General features: G+C 63.3%; 13 protein-coding genes and 1 pseudogene. 5 read left to right on the plus strand and 9 right to left on the minus strand.

What is annotated here, in order from left to right:
- Window positions 1-4: 4 nt before the first annotated feature.
- Window positions 5-793, minus strand: coding sequence for a glutamate racemase (gene murI / locus EN804_RS04135; protein ID WP_127279224.1), 789 nt, complete (start codon window positions 791-793; stop codon window positions 5-7).
- Entirely contained in the window at window positions 786-1,706 is a 921-nt protein-coding gene (locus EN804_RS04140) for an RNA methyltransferase (RefSeq protein WP_135918705.1), read from the minus strand. Before EN804_RS04140 ends, murI begins: the two co-directional genes overlap by 8 nt.
- 214 nt (window positions 1,707-1,920) lie before the next feature.
- On the opposite strand from EN804_RS04140, the gene EN804_RS04145 reads away from it, so the two are divergent.
- Both EN804_RS04145 and EN804_RS04150 read left to right on the plus strand, forming a co-directional pair.
- Window positions 1,921-3,132, plus strand: coding sequence for an NADP-dependent isocitrate dehydrogenase (locus tag EN804_RS04145; RefSeq protein ID WP_127869559.1), 1,212 nt, complete (start codon window positions 1,921-1,923; stop codon window positions 3,130-3,132).
- 78 nt (window positions 3,133-3,210) lie between these two features.
- The gene (locus EN804_RS04150) at window positions 3,211-3,837 is read left to right on the plus strand and encodes a glutathione S-transferase family protein (protein WP_127279227.1); all 627 of its coding nucleotides are present in this window, start codon (window positions 3,211-3,213) and stop codon (window positions 3,835-3,837) included.
- 114 nt (window positions 3,838-3,951) lie between these two features.
- Here EN804_RS04150 and alaS read toward each other — a convergent pair whose 3' ends face one another.
- The 3 genes from alaS to EN804_RS04165 all read right to left on the minus strand — a co-directional run bounded on the left by alaS (window position 3,952) and on the right by EN804_RS04165 (window position 8,262).
- Window positions 3,952-6,618: an alanine--tRNA ligase gene (gene alaS / locus EN804_RS04155; protein WP_135864141.1), complete on the minus strand. Its 2,667-nt coding sequence runs from the start codon at window positions 6,616-6,618 to the stop codon at window positions 3,952-3,954.
- Window positions 6,619-6,889: 271 nt separating this feature from the next.
- Entirely contained in the window at window positions 6,890-7,990 is a 1,101-nt protein-coding gene (gene recA / locus EN804_RS04160; RefSeq protein WP_013895892.1) for a recombinase RecA, read from the minus strand.
- 20 nt (window positions 7,991-8,010) lie between these two features.
- Window positions 8,011-8,262, minus strand: coding sequence for a hypothetical protein (locus EN804_RS04165; RefSeq protein WP_127278942.1), 252 nt, complete (start codon window positions 8,260-8,262; stop codon window positions 8,011-8,013).
- Window positions 8,263-8,271: 9 nt separating this feature from the next.
- Here EN804_RS04165 and EN804_RS04170 point away from each other — a divergent pair, with 9 nt between their 5' ends.
- Together EN804_RS04170 and EN804_RS04175 are read left to right on the plus strand one after the other, a co-directional pair.
- Window positions 8,272-9,216: a carbohydrate kinase family protein gene (locus EN804_RS04170; protein ID WP_127278941.1), complete on the plus strand. Its 945-nt coding sequence runs from the start codon at window positions 8,272-8,274 to the stop codon at window positions 9,214-9,216.
- 75 nt (window positions 9,217-9,291) lie between these two features.
- Entirely contained in the window at window positions 9,292-10,209 is a 918-nt protein-coding gene (locus EN804_RS04175) for a pseudouridine-5'-phosphate glycosidase (RefSeq protein WP_135864139.1), read from the plus strand.
- Window positions 10,210-10,396: 187 nt separating this feature from the next.
- Here EN804_RS04175 and EN804_RS04180 read toward each other — a convergent pair whose 3' ends face one another.
- Window positions 10,397-10,720: a TfoX/Sxy family protein gene (locus EN804_RS04180; RefSeq protein WP_127278939.1), complete on the minus strand. Its 324-nt coding sequence runs from the start codon at window positions 10,718-10,720 to the stop codon at window positions 10,397-10,399.
- A 91-nt stretch (window positions 10,721-10,811) separates the two neighbouring features.
- Between EN804_RS04180 and EN804_RS04185 the strand changes: the two are divergent.
- Window positions 10,812-11,300: pseudogene (locus EN804_RS04185) on the plus strand (GFA family protein); the annotation flags it as partial.
- Window positions 11,301-11,344: 44 nt separating this feature from the next.
- Here EN804_RS04185 and sufA read toward each other — a convergent pair.
- The 3 genes from sufA to EN804_RS04200 form a co-directional block, all read right to left on the minus strand.
- The gene (gene sufA / locus EN804_RS04190; RefSeq protein WP_135864137.1) at window positions 11,345-11,725 is read right to left on the minus strand and encodes a Fe-S cluster assembly scaffold SufA; all 381 of its coding nucleotides are present in this window, start codon (window positions 11,723-11,725) and stop codon (window positions 11,345-11,347) included.
- Window positions 11,726-11,826: 101 nt separating this feature from the next.
- Entirely contained in the window at window positions 11,827-12,213 is a 387-nt protein-coding gene (locus EN804_RS04195) for an SUF system Fe-S cluster assembly protein (RefSeq protein ID WP_127278937.1), read from the minus strand.
- A 5-nt stretch (window positions 12,214-12,218) separates the two neighbouring features.
- Window positions 12,219-13,463 (minus strand): cysteine desulfurase, encoded by a 1,245-nt coding sequence (locus EN804_RS04200; protein WP_135864136.1) that lies wholly within the window; start codon window positions 13,461-13,463, stop codon window positions 12,219-12,221.
- Between the last annotated feature and the right edge of the window lie 4 nt (window positions 13,464-13,467).

Below are 13,467 nucleotides of genomic sequence, written 5' to 3' on the forward strand. Positions count from 1 at the left end.
CTGTCTAGCGCACGGTCAGTCCAAAGCCCTGCATCAGGCGGCTGACGGCGAAATCCGCCTTGCCCGAGGTGAACACCGCTATATCGGGTTCGCCTTGCGGCAGCGCCCCATCGATGGGCGGCAGCAGCGAGAGGGCTCGCCGTGCGATCGCTTCGGCCGGATCGATCCAGTCGACCGGCCAGGGCGCGGTCTTGCGCATGCGATTGACCAGAAAGGGATAGTGCGTGCAGGCCAGCACGACGATATCGGTGCGCATACCGTCGCGCTCGATGAAGCATGGCGCGATCTCGGCGCGTACGGCCTCCTCGTCGACGAAGCCCTCGCGCATATAGGCTTCGGACAGGCCCGCCAACCTGTCGCTGCCGACCAGGCGGACATGGCATTTCTGCGCCCATTTGCTGATCAGGTCGCGCGTGTATTGCCGCTTCACCGTGCCCGGCGTCGCCAGCACCGAGACCAGGCCGGATCGCGTGCGCTCGGCCGCCGGCTTGACCGCAGGCACGGTGCCGACGAACGGATGACCGGGAAATCTTTCACGCAGCGCGTCGATCACCAGCGTCGAGGCGGTGTTGCAGGCGATGACCGAAATCGCCGGCGCGAAGCGGTCGAGCAATTTGGCGAACAGCTCCAGTATATGGGTCCGCAGTGCCGGCTCTTCCCAGGCGCCAAAGGGAAAAGCGGCATCGTCGGCGACATAGATGAAGCGCCGGTCGGGCATCAGGACGCGCGCCTCGCGCAGCACGGTGAGCCCGCCGACGCCGGAATCGAACATCAGGATCGGCTGGTCAGTCATTGTCTGTTCCCTTGCCGCCCAGCGGCGGCGTGTCGGTATCGTCGCCATTGGCGTCGGGGAGTTGATCAGCCGCATCCACCTTGCGAGCACGCGCGGCCGCCGCCGGCAATCGCCGGGGATCGTCGCCCGGAGAGCCGTCGCCGCGCGGCATGGCCGGCGAGAACCTGTCCAGCGACGAGATGATGCCGCGCAGCACCTTGAGCTCCGGTTCGGCAAAGCCCGCCCGCGTCAGCACGGCGCGCAGATTGTCGACCATCTTCGGCTTCTTCGGCGCAGGGCGGAAATAACCGCGCGCTTCCAATGCGCCTTCCAGATAGGCGAACAGGCCGTGCAATTCTTCCTTGCTTGCCGGCTTCATCTCCGGCCCCGAAAAATTGGTCCTGGTTTCGTCCTCCAGACCCGACTTCATCCACTCATAGGACATCAGCAAGGCCGCCTGGGCGATGTTGAGCGAGGAGAAATCCGGATCGACCGGGAAAGTGACGATTTCGTCGGCGAGGCCAACCTCGTCATTGTAGAGACCGAAGCGCTCGCGTCCGAACAGGATGCCGGTGCGCTGCCCCATTCCGTGACGGGCACGGAGCACCTTGCCCGCTTCCACCGGGCCGCGCACGGATTTGAAGCCGTCGCGCTGCCTGGCGGTGGTGGCGAAGACGAAGTTCAGGTCGGCGAGCGCCGAGGCCAGATCCTCGTAAACGGTGACGGCGTCGATGACATGGTCGGCACGGCTGGCGGCGGCGCGCGCCTTCTCACTCGGCCAGCCGTCACGCGGATTGACCAGGCGCAGCTCGACCAAGCCGAAATTGGCCATGGCGCGGGCGACCATGCCGATGTTCTCGCCGAGCTGCGGCTCGACCAGGATGATCGCCGGGCCGACGGCTGCGGGGTTAGCGGAATCTTTGGAGATGGGCATGATTGTCAATGAACTGCTGTTTGCGGCATTTCAGCGTCCCCTGCCATATTCGGCCGCGAAAATGAAGCATTCGCAAATGACGGCGGCCATGCCCTTACATTCGTGACCGATCGCCGTTTGCGTGGCCAAAAGCGCTTTGATATACGGGCGGCATCCCCCGGCCAACGCCACGCGGGCAAGGCCGTCCCAATCCCAGCAACGAGGCATTCTTTCCATGGCGAAGATCAAGGTGGCGAACCCGGTCGTCGAACTCGACGGCGACGAGATGACCCGCATCATCTGGCAGTTCATCAAGGACAAGCTGATCCACCCTTATCTCGACCTCAAGCTCGAATATTACGACCTCGGCATCGAGCACCGCGACGCAACCAACGACCAAGTGACCATCGATTCGGCCAATGCCATCAAGAAATACGGCGTCGGCGTCAAATGCGCGACCATCACCCCCGACGAGCAGCGCGTCGAGGAATTCAAGCTGAAGAAGATGTGGAAGTCGCCGAACGGCACCATCCGCAACATTTTGGGCGGCACCATCTTCCGCGAGCCGATCATCATGAAGAACGTGCCGCGACTGGTGCCCGGCTGGACCAAGCCGATCATCGTCGGCCGTCACGCCTTCGGCGACCAGTACCGCGCCACCGATTTCCGTTTCCCCGGCAAGGGCAAGCTGACGATCAAGTTCGTCGGCGAGGACGGCCAGGTGATCGAGCACGACGTGTTCGACGCGCCCGGCGCCGGTGTCGCCATGGCCATGTACAATCTCGACGAGTCGATCCGCGAGTTCGCCCGGGCGTCGCTGAACTACGGCCTGCTGCGCAACTACCCGGTCTACCTGTCGACCAAGAACACCATCCTCAAGGCCTATGACGGCCGCTTCAAGGATATCTTCCAGGAGGTCTACGAGCAAGAATTCGAGGCCGAGTTCAAGTCGAAGAAGCTGTGGTACGAACACCGCCTGATCGACGACATGGTGGCGTCGAGCCTGAAATGGTCGGGCGGCTATGTCTGGGCCTGCAAGAACTATGACGGGGACGTGCAGTCCGACACGGTGGCGCAAGGCTTTGGCTCGCTCGGCCTGATGACCTCGGTGCTGATGACGCCGGATGGCAAGACCGTCGAAGCCGAAGCCGCGCACGGCACCGTCACCCGCCACTACCGCCAGCACCAGAAGGGCGAGGAAACCTCGACCAATTCGATCGCCTCGATCTTCGCCTGGACGCGGGGTCTCGCGCACCGCGCCAAACTCGATGACAATTCCGAGCTGAAGCGTTTTGCCGAGACGCTGGAAAAGGTCTGCATCCAGACCGTCGAGTCCGGCTTCATGACCAAGGACCTGTCGCTCCTGATCGGCCCCGACCAGCCCTGGCTCTCCACCACCGGCTTCCTCGACAAGATCGACGAGAATTTGCAGAAGGCGATGGCGTAAGTACCGCGGTTCCAAATGCCGAAGGCTCCGAAAGGAGCCTTTGCTTTTTGGGGCCGGCGCATGCGAAGGGCTGACAGCATGACCAAGCCAATCCTCTACGGCGCGGACTACAGTGTGTATGTGCGCATCGCGCGGATGGCGCTGGAGGAGAAAGGCATCGACTACGAGCTGGTGCCGCTCGATGTCTTCGCCACCGACGGCATTCCCGCCTGGTATCTGGAACATCACCCGTTCGGCCGCATCCCGGCCTTCGAACATGACGGGTTCCGGCTCTTCGAGACGAATGCGATCGCGCGCTATGTCGATGAGGCTTTCGAGGGGCCGGCGCTGCAGCCGGCCGATGCGCGGGGCCGAGCGAGGATGGGCCAGATGACAGGTATGCTCGATGCCTATGGCTACAGGTCGATGGTCTGGGATGTTGCCGTCGAGCGGCTGGAGAAGGAGGCGCCCGACGAGGCGCTGATCGCCGACGGGCTGCGCCAGGCCGAAACGGTGCTCGGGGTGCTGACGTCGCTGAAGGCACAAGGGCCTTGGCTGCTTGGCGACCAGCTGACGCTGGCCGACCTGCATGCGGCGCCGATGATTGGCTATTTCGTCAAGGTCATCGAGGGGCGGGACTTGCTGGCGCGGTTTGCACTGGTCCAGGAGTGGTATGCGCGCGTGGCTGCCCGCCCAAGCTTTGCCCACACCGAAAAGGTTGGTTGACAAGTATCGGGATAACCGCTGGACAGCACCCCTCGGTCCGGCAGGACAGAGGCAGGCGCTGTCCTGCCAGCCTCGGACTAGCTCGTTGGCACGCCTAGCGCCTACCTAAATTCGCTAGGCTGCTTCCAGCGCCGCCTTCACCGCCGCTATCGCATCATTGGCCTTCGAGGCATCCGGACCACCGGCCTGGGCCATGTCGGGGCGGCCGCCGCCGCCCTGCCCGCCCAATGCGGCGGAGGCAACGCGCACCAGGTCGACGGCGCTGAAGCGGCTGACGAGATCATCGGTCACGGCGACCACGACGCTCGCCTTGTTGTCCTCGCCGGCGCCAACGAACACGACGACGCCAGAGCCCAACGAAGTCTTGCCTGCGTCGGCCAGCGGCTTCAGGTCCTTCGGCGAGACCCCTGAAACCGCCTTGCCGAGGAAGCCGACGCCAGCCACGATCTCGTTGGCGGCCGGGGCATCGGCAGGCGACCCGCCGCCCAGCGCCAGCTTCTTGCGCGCTTCGGTCAGGTCCTTCTCGAGCTTCTTGCGCTCTTCGAGCAGCGCTTCGACACGCGCTGGCACATCCGCCGGCGAGATCTTCAGCGTGGCGGCGGCCGCTTTCAGCCGCCGGTCCTGCTCGTCGAGATGTTTGCGCGCGGCTTCGCCGGTCAACGCCTCGATGCGGCGCACGCCAGCGGCGACCGCACCGTCCGAGACGATGCGCACCAGGCCGATATCACCGGTCGCCCTGACATGCGTGCCGCCGCAGAGCTCGACCGAGTAGGGCCGGTTGGCCTTGGCGCCATGGACGCCCGTGCCCATCGACACGACCCGCACCTCATCGCCATACTTCTCGCCGAACAGCGCCATGGCGCCTTCGGCGATGGCGTCGTCGACCGACATCAGGCGCGTGGTCACCGGGCTGTTCTGGACGACGATCTCGTTGGCCATGCGCTCGACCTCTTCGAGCTCCTCGGCTGAAATCGGCTTGTTGTGCGAGATGTCGAAGCGCAGGCGCTCGGGCGCGACCAGCGAGCCTTTTTGCGCGACATGGGTGCCCAGCACCTCGCGCAGCGCCTCATGGATCAGATGTGTCGCGGAGTGATTGGCGCGCAGCCTGGAGCGCCTGGCATGATCGACCTTCAGTTCGACCGCGGCCCCCAACTTGACCGTGCCTCTCGCCACCTTGCCCAGATGCACGAACAGACCATCGGCCTTTTTCTGCGTATCGGAGATCTCGACCGAGAACCCCTCACCCGAGATGACGCCGGTGTCGCCCATCTGGCCGCCGGATTCGCCATAGAACGGGGTCTGGTTGACGACCACGACGACCGCATCGCCCTTGGCGGCGCTGTCGACGGTCTTGCCGTCCTTGACCAGCGCCTGAATGAGGCCTTCGGCCTGCTCGGTTTCGTAGCCGAGGAATTCGGTGGCGCCCGTCTTTTCACGCACGGAGAACCAAACCGTCTCGGTGGCGGCCTCGCCGGACCCGGCCCAGTGCTTGCGCGCCTCCGCCTTTTGCTGCTCCATCGCATTCGTGAACCCGGCAAGATCGACCGAAATGCTGCGCTGCCGCAGCGCGTCCTGCGTCAGGTCGAGCGGGAAGCCATAGGTGTCGTAGAGCTTGAATGCGGTCTCGCCATCCAGCATGTCGCCGGCGCCGAGCTTCTCCGTCGCCTCGGACAGCAGTCCGAGGCCGCGCACCAGCGTCTTGCGGAAGCGGGTCTCCTCGAGTTTCAGGGTCTCGGTAATCATCGTTTCGCCGCGGACCAGTTCCGGATAGGCCTGGCCCATCTCGCGCACCAAGGCCGGCACCAGTTTCCACATCAACGGATCGCGGGCGCCGAGCAGCTGCGCATGGCGCATGGCGCGGCGCATGATGCGGCGCAGCACATAGCCGCGGCCTTCATTCGACGGCAGCACACCGTCGGCAACCAGGAAGGAGGATGAGCGCAGGTGATCGGCAATGACGCGATAGGACGCAACCGTTTCCGCGTCGGGCGCGCGCCCAAGCGCGGAGGACGCCGCATCGATCAAATGACGGAACAGGTCGGTCTCGAAGACGCTTTCCACCCCTTGCAGGATGGATGCCATGCGCTCCAGGCCCATGCCGGTGTCGATCGACGGACGCGGCAGGTCGACGCGCTCCTCTTTCGTCACCTGCTCATACTGCATGAACACCAGGTTCCAGAATTCGAGGAACCGGTCGCCGTCCTCCTCCGGACTGCCGGGCGGGCCGCCCCAGATGTGCTCGCCACGGTCGATGAAGATTTCCGAGCAGGGGCCGCAGGGTCCCGTGTCGCCCATCGCCCAGAAATTGTCCGAGGTCGCGATGCGGATGATGCGATCGTCGGAAAAACCGGCGATCTTCTTCCAGAAGCCGGCCGCCTCATCGTCCGTGTGATAGACGGTGACCAGCAGCTTGTCCTTCTTCAGTCCGAACTCCCTGGTGATGAGGTTCCAGGCAAGCTCGATGGCGCGCTCCTTGAAATAGTCGCCGAAGGAAAAATTGCCGAGCATCTCGAAGAAGGTCAGGTGGCGCGCGGTATAGCCGACATTGTCGAGATCATTGTGCTTGCCGCCGGCGCGAACGCTTTTCTGGGCCGTGGTGGCACGCGAATAGGGCCGCTTCTCCAAACCGGTGAAGACGTTCTTGAACTGCACCATGCCGGCATTGGTGAACATCAAGGTCGGATCGTTGCGCGGCACGAGCGGGCTCGAGGCCACGACCTCGTGGCCTTCCTTGCGGAAATAGTCGAGAAAGGTCGACCGGATCTCGTTCACGCCACTCATGGATACTGCCTTTTCAAGAGAGCCGCCGGCCAGACCGGCGGGAGATGGCTCAGTGTTTTCTAGAAGATGGAGTTGGCCTTTTAGCCGTAGCTCTTGACCCTGTCCAGAAACACGGAATTGGGCCAATTCACGCTTCGCACCGGCATTTGCGCGGGCACGCAAACGAAAACCGCCGGCGCGAAGGCCGGCGGTTTTGAACGCGGTACTAAAGAACTCTGTTACTTAAGCATCGGATAATAGGCTGGATTTATGGCCAAACTCTGGCGCTGCCCTACATCGCGCCGGCTTCGTCCTCAAAACCGTCATCGCCATTGCCCTCTGAACCACCATTCTCGAGGAATTTTTCGGCGATCAGTCCGGCATTCTGCCTGAGCGCCAGTTCTATCTCGCGCGCAGTGTCCGGATTGTCGCGCAGGAACAGTTTCGCATTCTCGCGGCCCTGGCCGAGACGTTGCGAATTGTAGGAGAACCAGGCGCCCGACTTCTCGACCACGCCGGCCTTGACGCCGAGATCGACCAGTTCGCCGGTCTTGGAGACGCCCTCGCCATACATGATGTCGAATTCGACCACCTTGAAGGGCGGCGCCAGCTTGTTCTTGACCACCTTGACGCGGGTCTGGTTGCCGACGACTTCGTCGCGATCCTTGACCGAGCCGATACGGCGGATGTCGAGGCGTACGGAAGCGTAGAATTTCAGCGCGTTGCCGCCGGTCGTCGTTTCGGGCGAGCCGAACATGACGCCGATCTTCATGCGGATCTGGTTGATGAAGATGACCATGGTGTTGGAGCGCGAGATCGATGCGGTGAGCTTGCGCAGCGCCTGGCTCATCAGGCGGGCCTGCAGGCCAGGCAGCGAATCGCCCATCTCGCCCTCGATTTCGGCGCGCGGCGTCAGCGCCGCCACCGAATCGACCACCAGCACATCAATGGCGCCGGAACGCACCAGCGTGTCGCAGATCTCCAGCGCCTGCTCGCCGGTGTCGGGCTGCGAGATCAGCAGGTTTTCAAGATCGACGCCGAGCTTGCGGGCATAGACCGGATCGAGCGCGTGTTCGGCATCGACGAAGGCGCAGATGCCGCCCTTCTTCTGGGCTTCGGCCACGGTATGCAGGGCCAGCGTCGTCTTGCCCGAGCTTTCCGGCCCGTAGATCTCGATGATGCGGCCGCGCGGCAGGCCACCGACGCCGAGCGCGATGTCGAGGCCGAGCGAACCGGTAGGCACCGTTTCGATCTCGACGACCTGCTCGTTGGCGCCGAGCCGCATGATCGAGCCCTTGCCGAAAGCCCGCTCGATTTGCGACAGCGCCGCATCCAGAGCCTTTGATTTGTCCACTGCCTTATCCTCTACCAGCCGCAAAGAATTCTGAGCCATGATACATCACCCCTTGGTCGTCAATGAAGGCCGGACAATCCGTAATCCCTGGCATTTTGTACCTTTTTTGTTCTCATTTGGCAAGGGGTGACAACCAATTGAAAAACAATCGATATCCGGATTTGTTCTTTTTTTGTCTTGCCAAGCCGGTCAGGAACTGGCTCCGCATTGGGCCAGCCGGCCCCGGCATTCCGCCCGGCCGAATCGCCGTCTTGCGTGCGAAGCTCTGTCGCGCACTCCAGCGCTTGTGCGGCTACAACAACAAAGGTCATATCGCCGCCATGGTGAAATCAGCGAAGATACTGGCCGTGGGCGGCGCCCATATCGACCGGCGTGGCCAGGTATCCGGTCCTTACGTGCCGGCCGCCTCCAATCCCGGCACGATGCGCGAGGATGTCGGCGGTGGCGTCTTCAACGCCCTGCGCGGCATGGTGCGGCGCGGCCTCTCCGCGTCCCTGCTTTCGGTGCGCGGCGGCGATGCGGCGGGAGATACGGTTTCACGGGCCATCGCCGAGGCGGGCGTCGCCGATCTGTCGGCGGTGTTTCTCGACCGTACCACGCCGAGCTACACGGCTCTGATCGACCGCGAGGGCGAATTGATCGTCGGCTTTGCCGATATGGCGCTGTACGACCTGGCCTTTCCCAAACAGATCAAGCGTTCCAAGATCCGCCAGGAGGTGGCTGCCGCCGATGCCATCCTGTGCGACGCCAATCTGCCGTCGGCAGCGCTGGAGCGGCTGCTTTTGCTCGCCGCCGGCAAACCGGTTTTCGCCATCGCGATTTCGCCGGCCAAGGTGACGCGGCTGATACCGGTGCTCGACGGGCTGGCCCAGCTCTTCATGAACCGGCGGGAGGCCGTGGTGCTGGCTGGCGTCCATGCAGATGCCGCCGAGCGGGAGATGATCGACGGGTTGCGATGCAGCGGTCTTGCCAGCGGCGTGGTCACGGCAGGCGGTGGCCCTGTGCTGGGTTTCGACAGCACAGGCGCTTTTTCGATCATGCCTCCAGCTCCCAGAAAAGTCGCCGATGTCACCGGCGCCGGCGACGCGCTCGCGGGTGCGACGGTCGCGGCGCTGCTGCGCGGCCTGCCGCTGCGCCAGGCCCTGCGCGAAGGCGTCGCGGCGGCGACGCTGACCATCGAGAGCGCCAACGCGGTGCCCGAATTCTCCGCGGCGAGCTTCGCGGAAGCGCTGGCCCTTGTGCCGGATGCCAGGGAAGTGGCATGAGACCGGCAAATTCATGACGCAGCAAAGCTTGCGCTGTCCTGATGGATGCGCCGCATTCCGGATTGGAGATCAGAAATGACGCCAGAGACCGCCCGCCCTTTCATCGATATCCATGCACCGGTGGCGCAGGCCCTGGCCGCCGGGCGTCCTGTGGTGGCGCTCGAAAGCACCATCATCACCCATGGCATGCCCTATCCCGACAATGGCGCCATGGCGGCCAATGTCGAAAAAATCATCGCTGACGGCGGCGCCGTGCCAGCGACGATCGCCGTGGTCAACGGCCGCATCAAGGTCGGGCTTTCGGACGGCGAACGCGAATCGCTGGCGATGACGGGTGACGCCATGAAGCTGTCGCGCGCCGATCTCGGCTTCGCCGTCGCGCAAGGCCGCACCGGGGGCACCACGGTCGCCGCGACCATGATCGCGGCTGACATGGTCGGGATAAAGGTGTTCGCCACCGGCGGCATTGGCGGCGTGCACAAGGGCGCGGAAAAGAGTTTCGACATCTCGGCCGACCTCGACGAACTGGCGCGCACGCCGGTCATCGTCGTCTCGGCCGGCGCCAAGGCCATTCTGGACATCGAAAAGACGCTGGAAGTGCTGGAGACGCGCGGCGTGCCCGTCGTCGGCCATGGCTGCGAGACGATGCCGGCCTTCTGGTCGCGGCAGTCGCCGTTCCGCGCGCCATTGACCTTGCACAGGCCGGAAGACATCGCGCATTTCTACCAGACGCGCCTGGCTCTGGGACTTAGCGGCGGCTTGCTGGTCGCCAATCCGGTGCCGGAAAACCACGAAATCCCCGCTGAAGAAATGGCCGGCTACATCGAAGCCGCACAAAAGGCCGCCGAAGCCCTTAACGTCACCGGCAAGTCGGTGACGCCGTTCCTGCTGGGAAAAATCCTCGAACTCACGGGCGGCCGCAGCCTGAAGACCAACATCGCGCTGGTCGAGAACAATGCACGGCTGGCGGCGGAGATTGCGAAGGCGCTGTAGGTCAGCGCCGCGAAGATCCCCCTCAGCCGGATTGCCAAGACCGAATTGCCAAGAGAAATTCGGGGCAATCCTACCTCTCCCCGAGGGGAGAGGAGTTGGCGCCGCCGACGTCGACCTCTTCTCCCCTTGGGGAGAAGGTGGCCGCGAAGCGGCCGGATGAGGGGGCGGCCTGGTGCCCTGCCTATATCTACTTTCCCGCCCGTCGTCCGGCCTCGTAAGCCCGCCGCGCCCACACCGTCATCTCGTCGGGATCGTCGAAGGCACTGTCGGGAATGCTCCAGTAGGGCATGGCGACGAGCTTGCCGTGGCGCGTTCCGGTATAGGTCCATTGCCGGCAGCCGGCGGCCTCGAAATCGGGCACGCTCTGCTCGTCGGCTTTCAGCATTAATTCACCGCGAATGACAACGGCGATGATGACATCGTCGAAATAGATGCCCTTGCCGCCGAAGAGTTTGCGGATGCTGACCGGGCCCAGGCCTTCGAAAAGTTCGGCGATGCGTTCATTGTCCATGCCGCGATCATGTCACCGGCATTTGACATTGTCATCGCGCAGCCGAAATCATGCTGACAGGTTGTGAACATTCCGTCGGAGTCGTTTCGTCATGCCGCTTCTGCTCAAAGGATCCTGTCGCTGCAACGCCGTGCGTTTCGAGGTGGAAAGCCACACGCCCGTTCCGTTCATGCTCTGCTACTGCTCGATCTGCCGCAAGCAGCAGGGTGGCGGCGGTTTCGCCATCAATCTCGGCGCCGATTACGCAACGTTGAACATCCGGGGCAAGAGAAATCTTGGCGTCTACCGGGCCGAGATCGAGGACGATGAGCATCCCCGTTGCGAGGTCTCGACCGGCGAACGCAATTTTTGCCGCAAATGCGGGTCGGCGCTCTGGCTCTACGATCCGACCTGGCCGGAACTGGTGCATCCCTTCGCCTCGGCGATCGACAGCGACCTGCCCGTTCCGCCCGAGAAGGTGCATCTGATGCTGAAGTACAAGGCGAACTGGGTCGAGCCTGATGTTGGGCCGAAGGACAAAGTCTTCGACGTCTATCCCGAAGAATCGATCGCCGACTGGCACAAGCGGACAGGCATGTGGGGTGGATTAGCTTCCTTCACCCAGTTTAAGGGGCGAAGGGAAGATCAGGCCGAAGCGCGTGCTTCGGCCAGCGCCTTCAGATCGGCCGGCTTCAGTTCGACGGATTCACCGCAGCCGCAGGCCGAGCTCTGGTTCGGATTGTGGAAGGTGAAGCCGGTGCGCAGCGTCGTCTGCTCGAAATCCATTTCGGTGCCAAACAGGAACAGGGCGGCCTCGGGCGCGACATAGACATTGGCGCCGTCGCGCTCGATGTGGTCGTCCTTGGTGTTGGGCTCGGTCACCAGATCGACCGTGTATTCCATGCCGGCGCAGCCGCCCTTCTTGATGCCAAGGCGAATGCCATGCGCGTTCTCGCGAGTCGCGACGATCTCGCGCACCCGGTCGGCGGCCTTTTCGGTCATCGTAATGACGGCAAAGCGTCCCATGTTTTTCCTTCTCCATTCCATGCAGGTTCAAGGCCTGCCGAATGATTCCTCACCTAAAATGGTGAAGTTTTACCACTGGCGCAAGTGTACCAGGCTCAGCGCTAGTACCAGCCCACCGCGACCTGCGCCTCTTCCGACATGCGGTCGGGCGTCCAGGGCGGATCGAAAGTCATGTTGACCTCGACCCCGGACACGCCTTCGATGGCGCCCACCGCGTTCTCCACCCAGCCGGGCATTTCGCCGGCCACCGGGCAGCCCGGCGCGGTCAGCGTCATGTCGATCTTGACCGAGCGGTCGTCCTCGATGTCGATCTTGTAGACGAGGCCGAGCTCGTAGATGTCGGCCGGGATTTCCGGGTCGTAGACCGTCTTCAGGGCAGAGACGATGTCGTCGGTCAGTCGCGCCAGTTCGTCCGCGGGGATGGCCGAGGCGGAAACGACGCTGTTGCCGGCCGATACGGTCTCTGCGGTGGTGCTCACATCATCCATCGTCGTCACCCGAAAAACTTGCGCGCTTTTTCAAGCGCCTCGGCCAAAGCGTCGACTTCGGCCCTGGTATTATACATGCCGAACGATGCCCTGCATGTGGAGGTTACGCCAAAGCGTTTCAACAGCGGTTGCGCGCAATGGGTGCCTGCGCGGACAGCCACGCCTTGCCTGTCTATCACCATCGAGACGTCATGGGCATGAATACCTTGCAGCTCGAAGGAGATGATGGCGCCCTTGCCAGGCGCATCACCGAAGATGCGCAGCGAATTGATGGCGCGCAGCCGTTCGTGGGCATAGATCTTGAGGTCTTCTTCGTGCGCCGCGATGCGCTCGCGGCCGACAGAGTCCATGTAGTCGAGCGCCGCACCCAGCCCGATCGCCTGCACGATCGGCGGCGTGCCCGCCTCGAAGCGGTGCGGCGGATCGTTGTAGGTGACGATGTCTTCCGTGACCTCCTCGATCATCTCGCCGCCGCCCATGAAGGGCCGCATGCCGGCGAGACTATCCTTCTTGCCATAGAGCACGCCGATGCCCGAGGGGCCGTAGACCTTGTGGCCGGTGAAGACGAAGAAATCGCAATCGAGATCCTGAACGTCCACGGCCATGTGCACGGCGCTCTGGCTGCCGTCGACGAGTACGGGAATGCCGCGCGCATGCGCGATCCGGACAATCTCCTTGATCGGCGTCACCGTGCCAAGCGCATTCGACATCTGCGTGATGGCGACCAGCTTCGTCCTGTCGGTCAGGCGCTTTTCGAATTCCTCGATGTGGAAGACGCCGAGGTCGTCGACCGGCACCCAGACCAGCTTGGCGCCCTGCCGTTCGCGGATGAAATGCCAGGGAACGATGTTGGAATGATGCTCCATGATCGACAGCACGATCTCGTCGCCCTCGCCGATATTGGGCATGCCATAACCATAAGCAACGGTGTTGATCGCCGAGGTCGTGTTCGAGGTAAAGACGATGTTGTCGGTGCTTGGCGCGTTGAGGAAACGGCGCACCGTTTCCCGCGCCTTCTCATAAGCGTCGGTGGCGGCATTGGAGAGGAAATGCAGGCCGCGATGAACGTTGGCGTATTCCTGGGAATAGGCGTGCTGGATCGCATCGAGCACGACCTGCGGCTTCTGTGCCGAGGCGCCGTTGTCGAGATAGACCAGCGGCTTGCCATAGACTTCACGCGACAGGATCGGGAAATCATGGCGGATCGCCTCGACGTCGTAGAAATCTCCGATCTTGCCTGGAGCGTTCATCAGG

Origin of the sequence: Mesorhizobium sp. M8A.F.Ca.ET.161.01.1.1 (assembly GCF_004792105.1) — a bacterium.
In the GTDB taxonomy this organism is placed as follows: domain Bacteria; phylum Pseudomonadota; class Alphaproteobacteria; order Rhizobiales; family Rhizobiaceae; genus Mesorhizobium.

Excerpts from the sequence above, each read along its gene's own strand:
- EN804_RS04180 (WP_127278939.1), bottom strand. The coding sequence starts at position 10,720 with ATGGACAATGAACGCATCGCCGAACTTTTCGAAGGCCTGGGCCCGGTC.
- EN804_RS04140 (WP_135918705.1), bottom strand. The coding sequence starts at position 1,706 with ATGCCCATCTCCAAAGATTCCGCTAACCCCGCAGCCGTCGGCCCGGCG.
- EN804_RS04170 (WP_127278941.1), top strand. The coding sequence starts at position 8,272 with ATGGTGAAATCAGCGAAGATACTGGCCGTGGGCGGCGCCCATATCGAC.
- recA (WP_013895892.1), bottom strand. The coding sequence starts at position 7,990 with ATGGCTCAGAATTCTTTGCGGCTGGTAGAGGATAAGGCAGTGGACAAA.
- EN804_RS04165 (WP_127278942.1), bottom strand. The coding sequence starts at position 8,262 with ATGACCTTTGTTGTTGTAGCCGCACAAGCGCTGGAGTGCGCGACAGAG.
- alaS (WP_135864141.1), bottom strand. The coding sequence starts at position 6,618 with ATGAGTGGCGTGAACGAGATCCGGTCGACCTTTCTCGACTATTTCCGC.
- sufA (WP_135864137.1), bottom strand. The coding sequence starts at position 11,725 with ATGGGACGCTTTGCCGTCATTACGATGACCGAAAAGGCCGCCGACCGG.
- EN804_RS04195 (WP_127278937.1), bottom strand. The coding sequence starts at position 12,213 with ATGGATGATGTGAGCACCACCGCAGAGACCGTATCGGCCGGCAACAGC.
- EN804_RS04145 (WP_127869559.1), top strand. The coding sequence starts at position 1,921 with ATGGCGAAGATCAAGGTGGCGAACCCGGTCGTCGAACTCGACGGCGAC.
- EN804_RS04200 (WP_135864136.1), bottom strand. The coding sequence starts at position 13,463 with ATGAACGCTCCAGGCAAGATCGGAGATTTCTACGACGTCGAGGCGATC.
- murI (WP_127279224.1), bottom strand. The coding sequence starts at position 793 with ATGACTGACCAGCCGATCCTGATGTTCGATTCCGGCGTCGGCGGGCTC.
- EN804_RS04150 (WP_127279227.1), top strand. The coding sequence starts at position 3,211 with ATGACCAAGCCAATCCTCTACGGCGCGGACTACAGTGTGTATGTGCGC.
- EN804_RS04175 (WP_135864139.1), top strand. The coding sequence starts at position 9,292 with ATGACGCCAGAGACCGCCCGCCCTTTCATCGATATCCATGCACCGGTG.